Genomic DNA, 21191 nt, shown 5'->3' with positions numbered 1-21191 from the left:
ACTTTCATTAATAAAGTAATAAGCCATTTAGTCATTAGTAAATAAAAGGATAGCAACATGGCCGGTCAAACGTTATATGACAAACTTTGGAATGCTCACGAAGTCACCAAGCGCGACGATGGTTCGAGCCTAATTTATATCGACCGCCATTTGCTGCACGAAGTGACAAGTCCGCAAGCCTTTGAAGGTTTAGAGCTTGCCAATCGGGAGCCGTGGCGTCTGTCGGCTAATATCGCAAGCCCCGACCACAACGTGCCAACAGTGACCAAAGAGCGCTTAGAGGGTGTGTTTGGTATTAAAGACAAAGTATCGCGTCTGCAAGTGCTGACCTTGGATGAAAACTGTAGCAAGTTTGATATTGCTGAATTTACCATTAATGATGCGCGTCAAGGTATCTTGCACGTAGTCGGTCCTGAGCAAGGCTTGGTCTTGCCTGGTATGACGGTGGTTTGCGGTGATTCGCATACCGCTACCCATGGCGCTCTTGGCTGTTTAGCGCATGGTATCGGAACCTCAGAAGTTGAGCATGTACTAGCCACTCAGTGTTTGATTCAAAAGAAATCAAAAAACATGCAAATCCGAGTCTCCGGTAAGCTTGGCGCTGGCGTGACCTCAAAAGATGTGGTACTTGCTATCATTGCCAAAATTGGCACCGCAGGCGGGACAGGGTACGCCATTGAGTTTGCAGGGCAAGTATTTGAAGACATGAGCATGGAAGGTCGTATGACCGTCTGTAATATGGCGATTGAAGCGGGTGCACGCGTCGGCATGGTTGCTGTCGATGATACGACGATTGAGTATGTCAAAGGTCGTCCTTATGCGCCAACCGAGGAGCAGTGGGAGCAAGCCGAAGCTTATTGGCGCACCCTGTATTCAGATAATGATGCGGTATTTGATAGCGTGATTGAGTTGGATGGTAGTGAGATAGCGCCGCAGGTTTCTTGGGGCACCTCACCTGAGATGGTTGTAGATATTACCCAGTCGGTGCCAACGCCTGACCAAGCGGCTGATGAAGCGCAAGAAGAAGGCTGGTTACGCGCTTATACTTATATGGGTTTAGACGCTGGGCAAAAAATTACTGATATTCAGCTTGATCGTATTTTTATTGGTTCATGTACCAACTCACGTATCGAAGATTTACGGGATGCTGCAGCAGTGATTAAAGGCCGTAAGGTTTCTGATAATATTAAAGAAGCGATCGTGGTAGCAGGTTCTGGGCAAGTGAAATTGCAGGCAGAAGCAGAAGGCTTGGATACTTTGTTCACGGATGCAGGTTTTGAATGGCGTGAGCCGGGCTGTTCGATGTGTTTGGCCATGAATGCCGATAAGCTAGAGCCAGGGGAGCATTGTGCCTCAACCTCTAACCGTAACTTTGAGGGTCGTCAGGGCAATGGCGGTCGTACGCATTTGGTCAGCCCAGCAATGGCAGCAGCAGCAGCATTGGCCGGTCACTTTGTCGATGTGCGTACGTTTTAACTTTGCATTTCTATAGAGCATAAAAATGAAAATGCTGTTTGTTTTATTTTGCTTATTGGGTAGCTCTCAGCTAGCGATGGCTCGTGATTACTGTAATGGAAGATTTGCTTATTGTGTCGATGTGCCAAATCAATTGACATGGTTGCCTGAGGCAGATAATGGTGATGGTCGTCATTTTAAGTTACCCAATTCTAATGCCACTATTTTGGTCTTTGGGAGTAATACACCAATTGTCTTCTTTTATACAGATAGTGATTATCTAAAAGAGAAGCAGCATAGATATAAAACAGGCACGACAGTTACTTACGAGCTGTTAAAAGATAAAACCTATACAGTAAGCGGCTATAGAAAAGACGGTCAAGTTTTTTATCATGTTATTAAAGTTAAGGATGGTCAGGAAGCAGTATTACATCTGAACTATCCTGAGAGCGAAAAAACTAAAATGACAAGTATTGTTAAACAAATGGCACGCTCTTTTAAGATTCATTAGACCGTCAAAAAAATTTACGTTAGTAATCGATATTTTAAGGAAATCTTATGCAAGCTTATAACACTCAAACGGGTATCGTTTGCCCATTAGATCGCGCAAACGTCGATACCGACCAAATTATCGCCAAACAATTTTTAAAATCCATTAAACGTACCGGTTTTGGCGTCAATCTATTTGACGACTGGCGTTATCTTGACGAAGGCTATCCGGGTCAAGACAGTAGCACTCGCGTGATTAATCCAGATTTCGTTCTAAATCAGCCGCGTTATCAAGGCGCTACCATATTGCTGGCACGCAGAAACTTTGGCTGTGGCTCAAGCCGTGAGCATGCGCCTTGGGCACTTTCAGAATATGGCTTTCGTACGATTATTGCACCAAGTTTTGCCGATATTTTTTATAATAACTGTTTTAAAAACGGCATGCTCCCAATCGTTTTAGATGAAGCCATCGTCGATACTTTGATGAAAGCGACGCTCGCCAATGAAGGCTATGAATTAACTGCCGATCTTGAGCGCCAAGTGGTCATCACCCCAACCGGAGAAGAGTACGCTTTTGAGGTCGATGAGTTTCGTAAGCATTGTTTGCTCAATGGTCTTGATGATATCGGACTGACTTTGCAACAAAGCGATGCCATCAAAGAATATGAGCATAAGATGATGCAAAAAACACCTTGGATATTCAATGAGGTTAGAGCTTAGTCTTTGATAAAAACGCTTCATTCAAACATCTTAATCAATATAAAAAAGAGCTCAGCGCTAATACAGCGTTGAGTTATGGGCATTAAGTGGCTAAAATGAATGGCAATCTATTTTTTACCTTATTGTATTTTCTTCCTTATAAATAGTAGACGCCATTATGAATAAAACACGTTTTGCTGTATGGACAGGCACGGCTCTTGCCGCAAGCTTATTATTATCTGGCTGTCAATTGTTGACGGGCTATCAGCAGATAGACTCGGCAGAGAATGCTAAAGCGTGGACAGGCAAAATAAAACCCATCGCTGGTGAAGTAAATATCGCTTGCGTGGGAACATATCATTGTGAAATAGCGCGCATTGATCAGACACGCATTATAAACAGTGAGACTCATGAGCCGATCAATCCCACTATGCTAGTCAAGACACAAGAGGCAAATGGCAAAAGTCGTGCCGGCAATAAGCAGGTCTCCGCGCCCGTTGCGATGGATATGACGCCGCTGAGCCATAAAAACGCCATTAAAATTGTCCCCTTATCCGCGTCTGCTATGCCTGGGCTTACCAATTATTATGCGCGAGTCACACCTGCGAAGCGCGAAGTACAGATTAATTTTTATCCAGAAAATAATTTGGGCTACGTTGAGCGTTTTGCGATGATTCACGACTTTATGGAAGAAGGTACGTATCAGCTGCGTGCTTACCAAAAAAAATCTGGCGCAAATTCAGGTAGCTTGTTAGAAACGGCTTCTCCAGAGCCATTATGTGTCGATCTTTATCAAGGCAACAGCGTAAAGCGCCGTTTTTGTAAAGAGATGGGGGCTGAGCACCAAGGAGAGTTTGTGGAAACGCGTGTGGTTAAGGTTGCGCCTGCTCAAACGCCATCAGCAGCGAAAAATAAAGTGAAAACCAAAGCAGGCTAGATAAAATTGAATAGAAAACGGTACTAACTATCGACGATAGACTCTGACTTCTTGCGCAGCGCATTGCCCAAGAAGTCGTTTTTTAACAGGCTATATAAGCCTGCTAGCAATACCATAAACAACAACTTACTTCCCCATTTACCCACAAGGATTAGTATGGCAACGATTTTAACATTAGCAGGCGATGGCATCGGCCCTGAAATCATGACTCAAGCCATTGATGTGCTAAATGCTGTCAATGATAAGTTCGCTTTAGGTTTGACCCTAGAATCTGGATTAATTGGCGGTGTGGCGGTTGATGCAACGGGTGAACCGTTACCAGAAGAAACGCTCCAACGTGCGCGCGCAGCAGATGCCGTGTTATTGGGTGCGGTTGGTGGTCCTAAGTGGGATGGTATCGAACGTAGCAAACGTCCTGAACGTGGTCTGCTGAAAATTCGTAGCGAGCTTGGTTTGTTTGCCAATCTGCGTGTGGCTAAACTCTATCCGCAGCTTGCTAATGCTTCAAGCATCAAGCCTGAAATTATCTCAGGTTTGGACTTGTTAATCGTTCGTGAATTGACTGGCGGTATTTATTTTGGCGAGCCGCGCGGTATTCGTACCCTAGAAAATGGCGAGCAGCAAGGCTATAACACCATGGTTTATAGCACCAGTGAAATTCAACGTATCGGTAAAGTTGCTTTTGAGTTGGCAAAAACCCGCGCACAAGCAGCCGGTACGCCCGCCAAGGTTTGTTCAATCGATAAAGCCAATGTTTTAGAAGTCACCGAGCTGTGGAAACAGACGATGATTGAGATGCAGCAAGCGGATTATAATGACGTAGCGTTATCGCATATGTATGCGGACAATGCTTGTATGCAGCTGATCAAAGACCCTAAGCAGTTTGATGTCATGGTCACGGGCAACATGTTTGGTGATATTTTATCTGATGAAGCGGCGATGCTGACCGGCTCTATCGGCATGCTACCATCGGCGAGTCTAGATGAGGCGGGCAAAGGGATGTATGAGCCATGTCATGGTTCTGCGCCTGATATCGCTGGGCAAGATAAAGCCAATCCATTGGCGACTATTTTGTCTGTCGCTATGATGCTGCGTTATACCTTTAAACAAGAGGAAGCCGCACAAGCGATCGAGCAAGCAGTCAGTGATGTGCTTGATGATGGTCTGCGTACGCTTGATATTTTAGACAGCAATGAAGCTGGACTCAAGCAAGTGGGCTGTCAAGAGATGGGGCAAGCGGTATTGGCTAAACTGGTATAAGTCAGCTAATCTAATGTAGACCATTTTAAGGTAGTTTTTACAGTTTAATCTCGTTCATTTTATACCCATAAGTTGCTGAGCAATTTATGGGTTTTTTCTGTTATATGGTATTGAGTCATGCCTTATTGTAAACGGATCAGTGTGTTTGTTCACCCTATTAACAAATGCACAGTAGGAAGAGTCAGTTATTAACATAAAGCTGTTAGGGAATAGTGGCAAGACTATGGCAATATATTTCTATAATAAATTTTTCGATATTTTTTGATATATGGTAATTATTTAGGGAGTTTTTTTATGTCTCAATTACTTAAGGTTAGCAGCCTTGTTATAGCGATGGGTACAGCGTCCGCATTATTAGTAGGTTGTAGTAGCAATGCTAATAATAGCGCACAAACGGCTAATGAGAGTAAGTCGTCTAATAGTGGTATGACAGACACTACAACAGATAATAATAACAATGCAGGAACCGAAGCAAAGATGAGTACTAGTAGCAACCAATCTACTAGTAACCAAACTAATAGCAACAGTATCGATGCTGATACGATGGACAGCACGATGGCTGATAGTAACGATATTAGTCCAGTAACCAACGGTGTTAGTCAGCAAATAGATGGTAATAGCAAAGCCGCAAATTCGCTAAATGAATTACTAACCAAAATTGAATACAGTACAGAAAATCTATCAGAAACTGCTAAAAAGGTAAATGAAGCAACATGGAAAGCTGATACCAAAATTGATCGTAATGTTGGTACCAAATTACAAGCGCTACTGAACTGGAATCATAGTGGTGTGGGAGCAGTGGATGGCTATTGGGGCAAAAACACGCGTAAAGCCATGCAAGCTTTTCAAAAGGCTCAAGGATTACCAGTAACTGAAGCGGTCAATGAAGAGACGTGGCAAGCATTGACTAAGAACTCTACGCTTACTTCACAGCCTGTATTGGTCAGTTATCAGCTGACAGATGCTGATGTGAATGTCAAAACTACCCAAATTCCTGCTAGTGCTGAAGCCAAAGCCAAGCTAGATGGTATGTATTATGAAAGCGTCCTTGAAGCCTTGGGCGAAAAATTTCATATCAGTCGTGATTATCTCAAATCGCTTAACCCAAATGCCAGCTTTAAAAGTGGCGAAACCATCATTGTCTATAACCCAGGAAACCCTAATACAACACCAGTGAGCCGAGTGGTCGCTGATAAAGACACGCAAACCCTATATGCATACGATGACAGTGACAATCTGGTTGCCAGCTATCCAACCACAGTAGGTAGCACAGCAACACCTTCGCCAACGGGTACGCATAAAGTCAAAGTCAAAATTCACGAGCCAAATTACACCTATACTAGCGATAATGGCAAAAAATCTATTATCCCGCCAGGCCCTAACAATCCCGTTGGTGTGGTATGGATTGGCCTTAGCAAACCATCGTATGGCATTCATGGATCACCCGATCCTGAACGTATCAGCCGTCAAGCATCAGCTGGCTGTATCCGCCTGACCAACTGGGATGCTTTAGCGCTGCTAGGTGTGATTCAAGATGGTGCTACGGTCGAGTTTAAATAAGAAGTTGTTATGTATAGAGTAATAGGGCTTTAAATCTCAAAGCTTGAAATGAAGACAAAAAAATACCGCTACAATAGCGGTATTTTTTATGGTAAAAGCAAAAAACTGATATTAGAACACTAAAATTCGCTAGGTAATAATGAGTAGGTTAGCAATATCATTATTATTATCAGTTAAACCACTCAAACATTGATATCAATGCAGTTATAACCACTTTAGGTAATAAAAATTTAGTTTTTACCACGGTAAGTAATGCGACCTTTTGATAGGTCGTAAGGCGTCATCTCAACCTTAACTTTATCGCCAGTTAAAATGCGAATATAGTGTTTACGCATCTTACCTGAAATGTGCGCAATGATTTCGTGTCCGTTTTCTAGGCGAACTTTAAATAACGTATTTGGAAGGGTGTCGATGACTTCGCCTTCAAATTCAATAATATCGTCTTTTGCCATAATTTTTTATCTATCAATCAATTAAAAAATAAGACCATATTATACGCAAGTTAGCGGATTAAAGCAATACAGAACCTGATTTTTACTTGACAGCTTGTAAGTGATATGTATGTCTGTTTGTATTAACGATGTTCGCTCATTATTTAATCAGGCAGGTTAAGCCAAACAGGCGTCAAAGGCGCGTGTGGCAATAACTGTTGAAAGCGTTCAGGATAGTAGGCATTGATAAAATACAGGCCATCACCAGAAGCGGTCGGCGGAGCAATGGTACGGTCTTTTTTAGCTAAAATATCTAAAAAGGCGGCTGGCGGCAACTCATGTCGGCCGATAGCGTAGAGTGTGCCCATCAGATTGCGTACCATATGATGTAAAAACCCATCCGCTTGGATATCAAAAACGATAAACTGCCCATGCGCAAATAGTCTGGCGTGACTCACATGGCGAATAGGCTGATTAGATTGACAAGCGGCCGCACGATAGCTACTAAAATCATGAGTACCGGCAATATCAGCCGCTGCCAATTGCATCGCCGCTAAATCCAGTGGCTCATAAATGTGAGTCACTTGATGATTTAAAATAGCAGGGCGCTGGGCTTGATTGAGGGTGATATAGCGATAACGGCGGGCAATAGCGCCAAAGCGCGCATGAAAGTCAGCGGGCATCGGTTGAACCCAACGTAGAGCAATATCATCCGGTAATAAGCTATTGATGCCGCGTAGCCAGTTATGGGTAGGACGATAAGCATGAGTGACAAAATGCGCAATCATGTTGCTGGCATGGACGCTTGAATCCGTACGCCCCGCTGCTACCACTTCTACTGGCTCATTGGCGACCTTACTGATAGCGGTTTCTAACGCTTCTTGGACGCCAAGCACTTCTCGTTGTCGTTGCCAACCATGATAATTTGTACCTAAAAACTCGATGGCAATGGCTAAGGTATAAGTTGCTCGGTTTTCAGTTGCGGTTTGAGTTTTAATGTTGTCATTTTTGATGTTTTCGATCTCAGGTATTGTCATGTTAAAGCTTATAGAGTGATAAACAGTGAATAGTTATTTAGCGCTTCTTGATAGTAGTACCGGCCTGATTGACATTATTTAACCAACGTTGACGCCGTCTGGCCGGAGTATCATAACGCAGCAATAGCCATAGCAAGCGCGCATAAATTGCGGGAATGGTTAAGCGGCCACCGGCAATCACGTGATAATCGTATTGCCAACTGCCCGCCGCATAAGTGTCACTAACGCCGCCAAACGGGCATTGACTGGCACATATCACCATGTGACCTTTTTCATAAGCCAGTTGCAATGTTTCTGCTAAAGCTGGCGAGTAAGGTACATTACCAGCGCCAAAACCTAATAAAATAATGCCACAAGGCGGCTGTGATAATAAGGCACGCAACTGATTGTTTAAAACGTCCGTATCATTTGGCAAACAATATAAAGCGTGAACGCGTGCTTGCTCCGCCCGAGCTTCGATAGTGCTGAGCAGTGCTTGCTGATCATCTAGCCAATGCTGGCGGAAGGTATCTGATAAGCTTTTGATATAACTATTGGCCGGATATGCCGCTCGTGAGTGACCGGTAAACGCCATAAAGTCATGGCTATGAATTTTTTGCACGGTTTGCGCCGGCCATGATTCGCCACTAAAGCTAATCTTCACGCCTGACTCACCAGCTGCCGCCAGTTTTAATGCGTCGGTGAGGTTGTCCCAAGCGTCGCTATGGGCGTCAATCGTATAAGCATCCAGCACCTCACTATCGAGTAAGGGGCGCATGCTACCTGTAACGACAACACAAACATCGCTGCCAGCAAAAGCTTCAGCCAAAAAAGCCCCTAAGTAACTCAAGGTGTCTGTACCGGTAATTAAAACAAAGCGTTTATGGCCTTGTGCATAAGCCGATAATAACAGCCGATAAAAATGAATAAAATCGTGAGGGGTAAGTTGGCTGCTGTCCTTAATCAGACCGTTATTTAACCAAGATACGGGCGCTAGGTGCGTAGCTGCATTGTGTTCAGCCAATAATTGTTGCAGCGTTGGCAAAAAAACGTCTGCTGATAATGGCGCTAATGGACGTCCATAACTGCCAAAAGTGCCGCCAGCATAAATGAGTTGAATAGGGGTAGAAAGTGTTTTTATCATAGCGGAAGAGGGCATAGTAGGGGTACAATCAAGGAGTGGTGGAAAAGGCGATGATACGAGTAATTTAGCACGTTAAATAGTAGAAAAGCTAACTGCAAAAAAAATCAGCAAGTATTCTTATGCTAATAGAATACTTGCTGATAGAAGAAAATGCTACTTTTTATGCCGTGCGATCTAGTAGTGCTTGCGCTTGGCTCTGCTGCTCGCTATTACCTTGGTTAATGACCTCAGTCAGTAAACGTTTGGCGCTATCATATTCGCCCAATTGCACATACTGACTGGCTAAGTCTAAGGTGACTTGATTGCTATCTAAGGTTTTAACAAAATCAAAGTCCGCGGCAAAACGTGATGAAAAGTCCTCTGTGGTTTCAACTTCAGTCTCAATAGTAACGTTATCTAGCATATTAGTGCTATTGACATCACTACTGACATCATAATCGTTTTTAACCTCGACTGGCGTCGTCGCTGTTGGAGCGCTTGCTAAAGAGTCAAAGTCAAAACTATCATCGATCAAAGTATTGTCATCGAATCTGCCAGTAGTTGGCGCGTTACTAGAAGCTACTGTTTCGTTCGTTTGATTGTCTGTCGTATCCACATCTGCGAAACTAAGCTCATCGATGCTATTGCTTTCCAAAACATGGTTATTCTCTGATGGATGGTCTTCAAGAACAAAGTTGTCAAATTCAAGATCATTCAAGCTATCATCAATAACGGTTGAAGTTTCATTTGATAACGTTTCTGTTTCAACAGGTGTGTCGTTATTATCATCTATACTATAGAGAGATAAAGTAAGATCATCTTCTAATGAGCTGACGTCTGTCATAGGCTCATCATTAAGATTCACATTAGTTTCGCTCGTATCTAGCTCTAAGTCTGCTAAATCTAAGACAAAATCTTCATCATCTAATGTTATTTCATCATCAGCGTTGTTTAAATCATTTTTAGACAAAGACGCATTGGTTTCTGACGCAGTATTATCCTGTTCTGCTAAGTCGAAGTCAAAATCCAGCTCACTATCGCTATTGTTGTCATTTGCGCCGCTGACCGTCGACGTTGATAAGCTTTCCTCATCGGCAATATCTAGCTCAATGACAGGTGCGGCACTAGTAGCAGCTGGCTCATCAATATCTTGTTCTAAGTCATCTAAACTTAGGTCAAAATCTTGCGCGCTATTATCAAAATCATTAGAATTTACTAATGCGCTGTCTGAGCTAGCGGTTAAATCGTTTTTATATTCTTGACGATTAGCTGCTTGTTCATTAAGACTAGGATCGATGATTGGATCAGTATTCTCGATTTTGTTCGCGGGTAAATCAAAATCGATACTTTCAAAGCCAGCGTCTTGATTATTATCAGCAGGCAAGGCACGTTCAGCCGCTTGGTTTTGTTCTTCAGTCAGCAATGCTTTTAAGTCATCAGCCTGAGCGATGCTTTTGGCATCACCATGCGTTTTAATGGAATCATAGACTTTATTAAAGTTATCAGACTCGTCTATTGTTGCGTATACTGCTAGAAGCTTTAGAGTTAGCTGGCTATCATTTGGCTTTTCAGCGAGACCACGATTGAGAGTTTCAATGGCTTTATCATAGCGCTGTTGCTCCATAAAACGCTGTGCTATCTCAATATGATCAAATCGCTTATCACTATTGACATTAGCTTGAGTATTAGTACCTTTAACGGCAGTATGTTTCGGTAAAGTTGCAGCTTTATCTGCTTTGATACTTTGCTGTGCTGGTGGTTTTTGCGCTTTGTTCTTGCGCATTACCAAGACTGCTATTAGTACAATACATACCAATCCAGCGATAATATATAGCATATTGTCCATAGTTACTCCTATACCTACGATCATGGTTGCAGCATACGGCACTGATCGGCTAGGTAATTATTGATTGCGTAATTTTTCGAGACGAGCTTGTAGCTCCGCCAGTTTTTGGTTTTGTAATTGCAGTTTTTTAGTATAACTGCCAAGTGTAGCGTTGGTCTTTGATAAACGTTGTGCTTGGTCTGCGGTACTTTGTCTTGATGACTTAAGAATATCTAATACGTCTGTACTAAGGCCATTGCCCGTTGCCATACCTGCCTTAGCCTTAGTGCCATCGGCGCTACCGTCGTGACCAGGAGCGAGCACAGAAAACTGGGCGGTTGGTAGCTTCTGCGTTTTCTTTATAGCGGGCGTCTCATTGCGTTTTGCTGCTTGAGCTTTCTCAGTTTGTGCTTTGGATGCAGCTTTCGAAATAGTATCCTTTTTGATGACAGGCGTATTTGCTTTTCTACTATGCTTTCTTTGTTCGCTGATGGCTGTCTGTATCTTTTTTTGCGACGGCACGACATCGTATTTAGGTAGGCTTAACTGCGCATCGGCCTTGAGCCGATTGGCATTTTTATTAATAAAAGCTTTCGGATTTTGCGCTTGAATCTCACTCATCACGGTTTGAACGTCAAGATTGTTTTTTTCTGCGATTTGCTGGGCAATAACCCATAAGTTATCGTTGCGTTGTACCGTATAGGTAATCTTGGAGTTATTATCATTATTCGCTGCGGTATTTACTAAGCCTAAAGAGCCCGTTTTTATAGAAGGCTCAGTTGTCAGGATATTAGGTTTTGATGCGATTTGGTTTGTGGAAGCATTACTGTAAGAAACGTCCCTAGACGGTGCTTTATTTAAAAGAGTAGTCGTAGTCATTATATTATCAGTATTGTTTTTATCGGTTGCTACATTGCTATAAGGCGTGGCTGTAGTAGGTGCAGTGACCATGACGGCATTATTACTAATATCGTTGTTTTTATTATTCTTAAGCTGTATTTGACGAGTAATTTTTACATTTAGAATATCAAATATTTGCTCATTCATTGGCGCAGTTTTATGGTTGTCTAAAGCACCAGTTGGGTTTGGCGTGGTGTTTGTCTGCATAGCTATATTTTTGTTTGTAAGCGCTTTATTTATATCGGCATGATTATTCAAACGATTGACAGGAGAAGTCGTTGCGTTATTTTGCGTCATCGTTCTGACTGGCGATAAACTGGTTGCTGTAAGCGCCTGACTATTGCTAACTTGAGATGCCGAGGCTTGGCTGCTCGGTAGTTGAATGCTAGGGACAGAGGTTTCTATAGCTCTTGGCTTTGAAGCCAGCAATTGAGTGGGTGGAGTCTTAGAGACGGGTAATAATGGAGGCGGATTGCCTTTTCTCACTGTTAATGGTTGCGCGTTAGTAGGAGAAACAGTCGGTAGATTAAGTTTGCTTGCTGCTGTCACACTATTTTTTGAAGGATTGATGGACAAGCTGCCATCGAGCGGCATAAGCAATGTTTTAGGGATAACGCTACGCTGCGCACCATCATTAATGGTTAGCACTATATCGGCAAAAGGTTTAGAGACAGGTTTTGTGGTCGTAATAAAGACCTGCCCACTGGTAGCTGAAGTAGGCTGAAAACGAACCGTCATTGAATCTGTTGGAGTCAAACCCATTTGCTGATAAAGGGTAGGGTCAGCTAAACTCGCGGAGAAATCAGGGGTTTGAATGTCATTAACAACAATACTGGCTGATAAAGGTTCATGCTGAGCTGAGGTAATGACAGTCTTACCCATGGTAGCCGCTTGGGCGTTAGATATAAGGGCGGCATAACTGATTGAATAAAGCAGCGCCATTGATACTGAGCGATGTATCGTAGTCAGGCGATGAGGTAAATGACAAGACATATGCAGCCCTTTAAAAATAAGTATTAACTATGTTGTTATAACAAAATAGCGTTTAGTTTACCAGTTTATTTCGCCGCCGTTATAAACAATATATTTATTGTTTGTTTAGTGTTTGCGCTTACGCTTTTATTTTTTTATCAAGTAACATGGCGTCGCCGTAGCTAAAAAATCGATAGTAGTTATTAATGGCATGTTGGTAAGCTTGTTCAATCGGGGCTTTACCTGCAAATGCAGACACTAACATGAGTAACGTAGACTTTGGCAAATGAAAATTCGTAAGCAGTTTATCTATCACACCAAATCTGAACCCAGGATAAATAAAGATATCAGTATCGCCCGCCCAGCTAGAAAGCGCTTGTCCATTAACCGCTGTTTTTTGATAAGCGGTCTCAAGGACGCGCGTCACTGTCGTGCCTATTGCAATCACCTGTTTGCCATTAGCATGGGTTTGGTTGATGAGGTCGGCAGTAACTTGAGGCAGATGAGCGTATTCGCTATGCATGGTGTGATTGAGTAAGTTGTCGGTTTTGACTGGCGCAAACGTACCAGCCCCTACATGCAAGGTAACAAAAGCAGTATGAATGCCTTTAGCAGCCAGCTTATCTAGGACGAATTTATCAAAATGCAAGCTGGCCGTCGGTGCAGCAACGCTGGCAAGTTTGGCTGGATCATGAAAAACGGTCTGATAACGGGTATTGTCAGTCGCATCGGCGTGGCGCTCAAAGTAGGGCGGAATAGGCAGCTCACCATAACGCTCTAAATCTGGCAAAATCGGCGCTTCAAAAGCTAAGATAAATAAGTTTTCTTGACGACCTATGACCACAGCCTGCATATGACCATCAGCAATCTCTAGCCGTTGCCCAAGCTTAGGTGCTTTACTGGCTTTAACATGACAAAGGGCGATATGCTCTTGGTCAATGCTTTTGCCATCTGTCGTTTCTAGCTGTAAGACTGTGCTATCTAAATCTGAAATGTTAACCAAACGCTCAATCAGCACTTCGATCTTACCGCCCGTGTCTTTTTGCCCGAACAAGCGCGCTTTCATGACTTTGGTGTCGTTAAAGACAATTAGGTCGCCCGCATTTAGCAGATCGGGCAGCTCAGAGAATTGTTTGTCTATAATCTGGCTGTCGCTATCTTTCTGCTGATTGGTGGCTAAATATAGTAATTTTGACGCCGAACGCTGCGCTAAAGGATAACGGGCAATTAAGCTGTCCGGCAGTTCATAATCATAATCATCAACACTTAGATATTCTAAAGTTTCAGCATTTTTATCTAGCATCTTATTAGTGTTTTTAACGCTGCTTTTGTCAAGATCTTTTTCAGCAGTATCGGTGCAAGTCGTATCTAAGTTTACAGGTTGAGAATCAGTCATAGTCAGTCTTTCAGTAGATGGAGATTTTGACGTAATTGTAGCAGAAATGCAGATATGAAAGAACGTTTTCCTCAGCTGCTACCGTTCATATTAAAGCTGAAAATAAATTAAATAGCCTAAGCAGTAATTATTAAATACTTAAAATTTATCTTTATCTCTGCAAGTAAAGTGCCATTATTCAAACAAATCTAACTGTGGCAAAATTTGGGTAGCAGGCATCAATGAAGAAAACGTCACCCCGACAAGCCTAATAGGTAGTAAGCGCGGAATATCTGAAAACAACTTATCAAGCCAGTAATGGGCAGATTCGGCACTATCAAAAGCGGTAGATAAGGTATGTGAGCGCGTAACCTGAGTAAAGTCAGCATATTTTATTTTAAGGGTAATGGTATAGGCGATGAGCTGTTTTTTGCGTAACTGATTAAAGGCGTCGGTATTTTGCTCATAGATTTGTCTGCGTAGCTCGTCATCGTGATTCAAATTATCCCTAAAAGTCGTCTCAGAGCCAACCGACTTGTGCGTACGCTGTGATTTAACGGGGCGTTCGTCACGGCCATGAGCGATGTCGTGATAAAACTGACCGCGCTTGCCAAATTCATTGACCAATAGTGCCGCGGGCGTGCGTCGTAGATCAGCGCCATTACTGATACCCATCGCATGCAAGCGCCGAGCAGTCGCTTTACCAATACCGTGAAAACGCTCAATGGGCAACGCGCTAATAAAGGCGTCGGCCTCCGCTGGCGTGATAACTGCCGTACCATTAGGTTTGTTAATATCAGAGGCAATCTTGGCGAGCATTTTATTAAATGACACGCCTGCAGATGCATTAAGCCCCGTCTGCACTAAAATCTGTGCCCGTAGCCAATTTGCCATTAGCGTGGCTGAGCCGTGATGTACGTTCAATCCTGTCACATCAAGATAGGCCTCATCTAACGATAATGGCTCAACTTGCGGCGTTAAACGGTGCATAATACGGCGAATATCTTGACTGACCGCGCGGTAGACATCAAAACGCGGCTGCACAAATATGACATCTGGGCAACGTTTACGCGCCTCATAACACGACATGGCGGAGCGTACACCAAACTGACGCACCTCATAGCTTGCCGCCGCAACCACGCCGCGACCATTTGGATCTCCGCCAACGACTAAGGGCTTGCCGCGTAGTTCAGGAAAGTCGCGTTGTTCCACACTGGCATAAAAAGCATCCATATCGATATGAATAATTTTACGAGGGGTAGGTTGAATAAGAGCGGTCATAACCACTATTTTACCTGATTTTATTATAGGTTTTAGCCTCTATTGCTAATAGAAATTATAAAAGACTGAGCTTAATTTTGGGCTCATTATTTTACTTATCCTTGCATAAGGCGCATCTTGTAAAAATTACAAATTTATACCGCTTGTCCTTAAATACCTACCGTCTGTCGGGAGTATTGTTTTTTTATGTTACAGTTTTGCTACTAAAGTTTTACACTAGAGTTTCTAACAAAATAATGAGTTGTTAATTAATTTAACGACATATGTTGTATTGTTTTTAATAAAATAGGAAGTTGTTAGAGCTCGCGTCATTCTTATGGATTAAGTAATGCTAAAGCAGGATAGCTGAGGGGCTTGGTATGAATAATGAGCTAAAAGGGAGCGATTTAACCCGCGCGCTACTTAAACGAGGTTATAAGCGCGTATGGTGTACGGTCGATGATGAAAGTGATGAGCAGGCGATAAAGGATCAATGTGGTAATGATTTTACCGCCTATATTGTGTCATTTAAAAATGGCTGCTTTTATTGTAGTGGCGGCATGTCATGGCTATGTGCGGTACCTATTAAGATAGTGGCGGTCACGCAAAAAGAGATGAAGATTTGAGCAGCGAAATAAATAGAAAGCTATCCCTATTTAATAACCTCTAAATTAAGGGCAGTCCTTTTTTAGAGGCTGTTTCTCTAAGGCTAAGCGTTTGATGCATCAGGTTGCTGCATAGGGTCGGCGTCAGCAAAGGCTTTTAGCGTACGGCAATGGGCGTCGATTTGGACAATATTTGGATAAGGATTTAAGTCCACTTCAAAACGCCGCGCCGAAGAAACTTGCGGGATTAAATAACAATCTGCAAAGCTCGGGCTGTCGCCGTAGCAAAATTTCCCGCGAGTTTTGTCAGCGACCAAGCGTTTTTCTAACGCAGCAAAACCCTCACTTATCCAGCGATTACACCATTTTATGACCTCAGCCTCTACCGACAGCTCATTGCGTAAATATTGTAAAACACGGCGGTTATTAAGCGGATGAATATCACAACCAATCATTGCGCTTAACGCCCGTACTTGCATGCGCCCCGCAGCGTCTTTAGGCAATAATGGATTTTTAGGATAAACCTCTTCCAACCACTCTAAAATAGCGGGACTTTGAAATAACAGTAAATCATCGGCTTGTAAAACAGGCACCAACCCTTGAGGATTAAGTGCTAAAAATTCGCTTTTTAATTGTTCATCTTGTGCCAAATTAACCGCAATATAGTCATAATCTAAGCCTTTTAGGTTCATCGCGATACGCGTACGGTAAGACGTACTGCTGCGAAAATAGCCATAAAGTGTCATCATTATTTATTCCTTTTATTATGTTGTCTTGTTGGTTATATAAATGGGTATAATTATTGATAAAGTAAATAATTAATTGAGCAAAACATGCCCGTATCTGAAAACCTGACAGACAATCCTACTAGCAATAAAAACCAAGGTGGCGTGCAGTCACTTGAAATTGGATTGTCAGTATTAGACGTTCTAATCAATCACAACGAACCTATGATGCTAAAAGACATCGCTCAAGCTGTACAGATGCATCCGGCAAAGTGTCATCGCTACTTGGTCAGTCTTATTCGTAAAAATTATGCACGTAAGCTCAGTGATGGGCGTTATGGGCTTGGCGCTCGAGGAAATTCGCTTGGGCATGCGGACTTCAATCAACACAACCTATTAGAGCGCCTGACGCATGTGGCAACAGAGATTAAAGACACGGTAAACTGTGCGGTTCAAATTGCCAAATGGTTTAGCGAAGGTCCGATTATCATTCAATCGGTTGAGCCAGACAGCCCGATTAGTATCATCACTCGTATTGGCTCGCGTATGCCATTGACGACATCAGCGACAGGGCAGCTGTTTGCCAGTTATCAGCCAGAAACGATTATTAAGCCATTGGTTATCGCTGAATGGCAGACAAATGATAAAGACACTATCGTAGAGCAATGGCAGAATTTTAACCAGTTGCGCGCCAACATTCGTACCCAAGGCTATGCTACGGTCACTGGCGATATGTTAATGGGGATTAATGCCATTACCATTCCAGTGCTTGTGCCGCAACTAGAAATCAAAACCTCGACCACTAATCAGCCGCTTAGCAATAATCAGCTAACGGCTAATGACAAACCATCTGCTGAAAGCTTGCCATTAGAATATGCTATTACTATCATTGGTACCACCGAGCAGTTACCAATGAATGAGCAACATAACGTGGTTGAGCAAATACTAGCCATTGCACGACGCTATCAAATAGCCTAGTCAAAACTTGCTATTTAACTTAACTACTGAATAAAGTAAGTTTTAACTATTGCATAAATTGACGCTGTTACTCACCAACGGGCGCCACTTCTCTTGCTTCAGCGAGTTCTTCTGCATGTAAAAACTGCGTATGAACGGGCGCACGTTTGGTGCGCGACCATTCATCTAGCATCTCGTGTTTCATCTCTTCTGTAATCATCGAGACTTTTTCTTCTGAGGTACTATCATCGTAGGTAAGTTCCATACGATGGCCATTAGGATCAAAGAAATAGATAGAATGAAAAATACCGTGATTGGTCACGCCGACTACGTCGATGCCATTTTCTTCTAAATGCTTTTTTGCAGCCATTAAGGCATCCCGGTCTTTTACCTTCATGGCTAAGTGTTGCACCCAGTTTGGTGTATTGGGGTCAAAGCCCATTTCAGGCTGATTGGGTACTTCAAAAAACGCCAAGACATTGCCATTACCGGCATCTAAAAATACATGCATATAAGGGTCAAAGGCTTTGGTCGAGGGGACATGGTCCTCAGCGAATGCTAAGATAAAATCCATATTGAGATATTTTTTATACCATTCAACGGTTTCTTTAGCATCCTTGCAGCGATAGGCCACGTGATGGATTTTTTCAATTTTAAAACTCATATCAAACTCCTTTTGATAAAGCGTCCAACTTAATTGGCTGCCAGCACTTCGCTAAACTAAGTGGTGATAATTGTCTAACAGCCTAAGTAATTTTTTTACGCTTGTCTGATTTGTAATTACTTTATGAAATAGGCCTATTTGTCAAAATCAAAGCTAAGCGCAGGCAGTACTTTGCCGCGTACTTCACCAAAGCCAACACGAATGCCGTCTTTTTCGCTATAGCCTTTCATAATCACAGTATCGCCATCTTCGATAAAGCTGCGCGTTTCGCCGCCTTTTAAAGTGACGGGTTTGGTGGCATTCCAAGCAATCTCTAACATTGAGCCATAAGAGTCTGGCGTCGGTCCCGAAATCGTCCCTGAGCCCATCATGTCGCCGACTTCTACTTTACAACCAGTGATGGTGTGGTGGGTGAGCTGCTGCGCCATTGACCAATACATATATTTAAAGTTGGTCTCACAAACTACCGTTGCTTCATCGCTATTCTCAGGCAACAGCTCGACTGATAAATTGATATCAAAGCTATTGTTACTGTCTTTTTCATTGAGATAAGCCAGTGGTTTTGGTTCTTGCGTTGGGCATGCAGTCTTAAAAGGTGCTAACGCATCCATGGTCACAATCCAAGGAGATACCTCAGAGGCAAAGGTCTTGGCATTAAAGGGGCCTAAAGGTACGTATTCCCATTTTTGAATGTCGCGAGCTGACCAATCGTTGAGCAAAACCATGCCAAAGATATGATCCGCGGCTGCATCGACTGCGATCGGTTGACCGATATCATTGCCGCGACCAACGACAAAAGCGGTTTCAAGCTCAAAATCTAGACGCTTACAAGGCGAGAAAATAGGACGTTCATCAGCATTGGGCTTTAGCTGACCTGATGGGCGTATCACATCGGTGCCACTAACGATGACGGTGCTAGCGCGGCCATTATAACCGACGGGCATTTCAGTCCAGTTAGCTAGTAGAGCGTTTTTTGGGTCACGGAACATGGTACCGACATTGGTAGCGTGCTCTTTAGAGGAGTAAAAATCGGTAAAACCTGGTACGTGAACAGGCAGATGCATGGTGACGTCTGCTTGCTTAAACAGCGCTTTTGCCTGCAAGTCTTTGTTGTCGCGCAGTGTGTCAATATCAGCAGACAATAAGGTTTGAATGGTGCTGCGCGCCTTGGTCCAATTATCGCGACCAGAATCAATAAAGGCGTTTAGGGTTGGCTGATCAAAATAGGGGCCGCCAGTCAAACTTAATAATCCTTCTGCTTCGAGTATTGATAAGTCTAAAACGTGCTCGCCAATAGCAACACCTGCGCGACGATTGTTATTACCAGTAACGTCTTTAGCATCACTAAAAATACCATAAGGCAGGTTATGAATAGAGAAGTCAGAATCGGCGGCAATATCGATAAATGAGGTGAGGTTTTTGTCAATCGTTGACATGAGGTGCTCCTTGCTAAAGCGTGTATTGAATTACGTTATAATTAACTATTTACGTATAATGTAATTTATAGCCAAATAGATTGCAAGGTTTTTTGTGCAGTGTTTTTTATACAGTTTTTTAGAAAGTGGCAGACATAAAAAAAGGCTGAGTCATAACTCAACCTTTTTAATCACATGTTTTTTTTAAATTACGCTAGAGAGTTAGTCTTTTAAAACGTCAGCCATGGCATTGGCAACATAATCGATATTACTGCTGTTTAAGCCCGCCACACACATACGTGAGTTTGAAACCATGTAGATACCATATTTGCTTTGGAGTTTTTCAACTTGTTCAGGCGTCAGACCGGTAAAGCTAAACATGCCGTTTTGCTCAGTTAAATAATCGAAGTCACGGCCGGGGACTTTTTCTTCTAAGACCGATTTGAGCTTTAAGCGCATGGCTTTGATACGGTCACGCATGGCATAAACTTCGCCAACCCATTGCTCATGTAGCGCTTCGTCGTTCATGACGATATCGACCACGCGGCCGCCATGTGATGGTGGGCTTGAGTAGATGCGACGCACGGTTGCATTTAGCTGACCAAAGACGCGCTCCGCTTCGTCAGTGCTTGGGCACACGACCGACAGACCGCCGACACGCTCACCGTATAGCGATAAGTTTTTAGAAAATGAGTTACTGACAAATACGGGTAGACCCATCTCGACTGCTTTACGAATCGCGTAAGCGTCGCTGTCCATGTCTTTACCAAAGCCTTGGTAGGCGATGTCCATAAATGGAATCAATTCACGCGCTTTAATAACAGTTAGCGCGGTATCCCACTGTTCACGAGTCAAATCCATACCGGTTGGGTTATGGCAGCAAGGGTGCAGCAAGACAACATCATTTTTGTTCAAAGTTTCAAAAAATGCAATCATTTCATCAAACTTAACACTGCTGGTTGCTTTGTCGTAGTACGGATATTTACCGACCTCGACGTCAGAGCCTTCAAAGATTGCAATGTGATTGCCCCACGTTGGGTCGCTGACGTAGCATTTGGATTGTGGGAACCATTCATGGATAAATTCTGCGCCGACTTTTAATGCGCCAGAACCACCGATAGTGGCGATGGTTGCTACCAAACCGTCTTGTAAGATTTGCGCGTCTTTACCAAACAGCAATTCCTGACAGCCTTTACGGTGCCCTGGCAAACCAGCCATTGGCAAGTAAGGACGAGGCGAGATAGGGTCAGCAATGCGCTGCTCAGCCGTTTTGACACATTCAAGGACAGGCAATTTGCCATCCTCATCATAATAAACGCCCACACCCAAATTTACTTTATCTGGATTGGTGTCAGCGGCAAATTTGTCCATCAATCCTAAAATCGGGTCACCGGCATAATAATCGATACGTTCAAACATTTTATTTCCTTACAAGGGAGATGAGTTAAGGCGTTAAAAAGCATAAACCAGTTTGGCGATTAACTCAATGTTAGATTCAGCGATACTGATTAATTAACGCATTT

General features: G+C 43.1%; 19 protein-coding genes. 8 read left to right on the top strand and 11 right to left on the bottom strand.

Annotated elements, in window-relative coordinates; all coding sequences use genetic code 11:
• The first annotated feature begins 57 nt into the window (after nt 1–57).
• The 6 genes from leuC (at nt 58) to FOR85_RS01745 (ending at nt 6400) form a co-directional block, all read left to right on the top strand.
• Nucleotides 58–1476, top strand: coding sequence for a 3-isopropylmalate dehydratase large subunit (gene leuC / locus FOR85_RS01770; protein ID WP_144296454.1), 1419 nt, complete (start codon nt 58–60; stop codon nt 1474–1476).
• Between the two features lie 25 nt (nt 1477–1501).
• Complete coding sequence (locus tag FOR85_RS01765) at nt 1502–1966, top strand: hypothetical protein (RefSeq protein ID WP_144296453.1); 465 nt, start codon at nt 1502–1504, stop codon at nt 1964–1966.
• Nucleotides 1967–2013: 47 nt separating this feature from the next.
• Nucleotides 2014–2664 carry a 3-isopropylmalate dehydratase small subunit gene (leuD, locus tag FOR85_RS01760; RefSeq protein ID WP_144296452.1) on the top strand — a complete coding sequence of 217 codons (651 nt, stop codon included), beginning with the start codon at nt 2014–2016 and terminating at the stop codon, nt 2662–2664.
• Nucleotides 2665–2821: 157 nt separating this feature from the next.
• Nucleotides 2822–3580 carry a hypothetical protein gene (locus FOR85_RS01755; RefSeq protein WP_144296451.1) on the top strand — a complete coding sequence of 253 codons (759 nt, stop codon included), beginning with the start codon at nt 2822–2824 and terminating at the stop codon, nt 3578–3580.
• Between the two features lie 156 nt (nt 3581–3736).
• Entirely contained in the window at nt 3737–4840 is a 1104-nt protein-coding gene (leuB, locus tag FOR85_RS01750) for a 3-isopropylmalate dehydrogenase (RefSeq protein ID WP_144296450.1), read from the top strand.
• Nucleotides 4841–5134: 294 nt separating this feature from the next.
• Nucleotides 5135–6400 (top strand): L,D-transpeptidase family protein, encoded by a 1266-nt coding sequence (locus tag FOR85_RS01745; protein ID WP_144296449.1) that lies wholly within the window; start codon nt 5135–5137, stop codon nt 6398–6400.
• A 230-nt stretch (nt 6401–6630) separates the two neighbouring features.
• Here FOR85_RS01745 and infA read toward each other — a convergent pair whose 3' ends face one another.
• From infA to dinB, 7 genes are all read right to left on the bottom strand, one after another.
• Nucleotides 6631–6852 carry a translation initiation factor IF-1 gene (gene infA, locus FOR85_RS01740; protein ID WP_021814850.1) on the bottom strand — a complete coding sequence of 74 codons (222 nt, stop codon included), beginning with the start codon at nt 6850–6852 and terminating at the stop codon, nt 6631–6633.
• 143 nt (nt 6853–6995) lie between these two features.
• Nucleotides 6996–7868: a tRNA pseudouridine(38-40) synthase TruA gene (truA, locus tag FOR85_RS01735; RefSeq protein ID WP_223808462.1), complete on the bottom strand. Its 873-nt coding sequence runs from the start codon at nt 7866–7868 to the stop codon at nt 6996–6998.
• 37 nt (nt 7869–7905) lie between these two features.
• Nucleotides 7906–8991, bottom strand: a complete 1086-nt coding sequence (locus FOR85_RS01730) for an asparaginase (RefSeq protein WP_144296448.1) — start codon at nt 8989–8991, stop codon at nt 7906–7908.
• 160 nt (nt 8992–9151) lie between these two features.
• Nucleotides 9152–10816 carry a FimV/HubP family polar landmark protein gene (locus FOR85_RS01725; RefSeq protein ID WP_144296447.1) on the bottom strand — a complete coding sequence of 555 codons (1665 nt, stop codon included), beginning with the start codon at nt 10814–10816 and terminating at the stop codon, nt 9152–9154.
• A gap of 57 nt (nt 10817–10873) precedes the next feature.
• Nucleotides 10874–12688: a FimV family protein gene (locus tag FOR85_RS01720; RefSeq protein WP_144296446.1), complete on the bottom strand. Its 1815-nt coding sequence runs from the start codon at nt 12686–12688 to the stop codon at nt 10874–10876.
• 118 nt (nt 12689–12806) lie between these two features.
• Complete coding sequence (queA, locus tag FOR85_RS01715; protein ID WP_144296462.1) at nt 12807–13970, bottom strand: tRNA preQ1(34) S-adenosylmethionine ribosyltransferase-isomerase QueA; 1164 nt, start codon at nt 13968–13970, stop codon at nt 12807–12809.
• A 267-nt stretch (nt 13971–14237) separates the two neighbouring features.
• Nucleotides 14238–15323: a DNA polymerase IV gene (dinB, locus tag FOR85_RS01710; RefSeq protein ID WP_144296445.1), complete on the bottom strand. Its 1086-nt coding sequence runs from the start codon at nt 15321–15323 to the stop codon at nt 14238–14240.
• Nucleotides 15324–15682: 359 nt separating this feature from the next.
• On the opposite strand from dinB, the gene FOR85_RS01705 reads away from it, so the two are divergent.
• Nucleotides 15683–15928, top strand: a complete 246-nt coding sequence (locus FOR85_RS01705) for a hypothetical protein (RefSeq protein ID WP_144296444.1) — start codon at nt 15683–15685, stop codon at nt 15926–15928.
• Nucleotides 15929–16011: 83 nt separating this feature from the next.
• Here the strand turns inward: FOR85_RS01705 and maiA are convergent, their stop codons facing one another.
• A complete protein-coding gene (gene maiA, locus FOR85_RS01700; RefSeq protein ID WP_223808463.1) occupies nt 16012–16653 on the bottom strand; it encodes a maleylacetoacetate isomerase in 642 nt (213 codons plus the stop codon).
• A gap of 87 nt (nt 16654–16740) precedes the next feature.
• Between maiA and FOR85_RS01695 the strand changes: the two genes are divergently transcribed.
• Nucleotides 16741–17610, top strand: a complete 870-nt coding sequence (locus FOR85_RS01695) for an IclR family transcriptional regulator (protein WP_144296442.1) — start codon at nt 16741–16743, stop codon at nt 17608–17610.
• Between the two features lie 67 nt (nt 17611–17677).
• Here FOR85_RS01695 and FOR85_RS01690 read toward each other — a convergent pair whose 3' ends face one another.
• The 3 genes from FOR85_RS01690 to FOR85_RS01680 form a co-directional block, all read right to left on the bottom strand.
• Complete coding sequence (locus FOR85_RS01690) at nt 17678–18253, bottom strand: VOC family protein (RefSeq protein WP_068405592.1); 576 nt, start codon at nt 18251–18253, stop codon at nt 17678–17680.
• A gap of 134 nt (nt 18254–18387) precedes the next feature.
• Nucleotides 18388–19689 carry a fumarylacetoacetase gene (gene fahA, locus FOR85_RS01685; protein WP_144296441.1) on the bottom strand — a complete coding sequence of 434 codons (1302 nt, stop codon included), beginning with the start codon at nt 19687–19689 and terminating at the stop codon, nt 18388–18390.
• Nucleotides 19690–19890: 201 nt separating this feature from the next.
• Complete coding sequence (locus FOR85_RS01680; protein ID WP_144296440.1) at nt 19891–21087, bottom strand: amino acid aminotransferase; 1197 nt, start codon at nt 21085–21087, stop codon at nt 19891–19893.
• Nucleotides 21088–21191 lie beyond the last annotated feature (104 nt).

The organism is Psychrobacter sp. YGAH215 (assembly GCF_007280595.1).
In the GTDB taxonomy this organism is placed as follows: Bacteria; Pseudomonadota; Gammaproteobacteria; order Pseudomonadales; family Moraxellaceae; genus Psychrobacter; species Psychrobacter faecalis.
The sequence above is the reverse complement of the archived record's forward strand: the minus strand, read 5'-3'. Positions and strand labels throughout refer to the sequence as shown.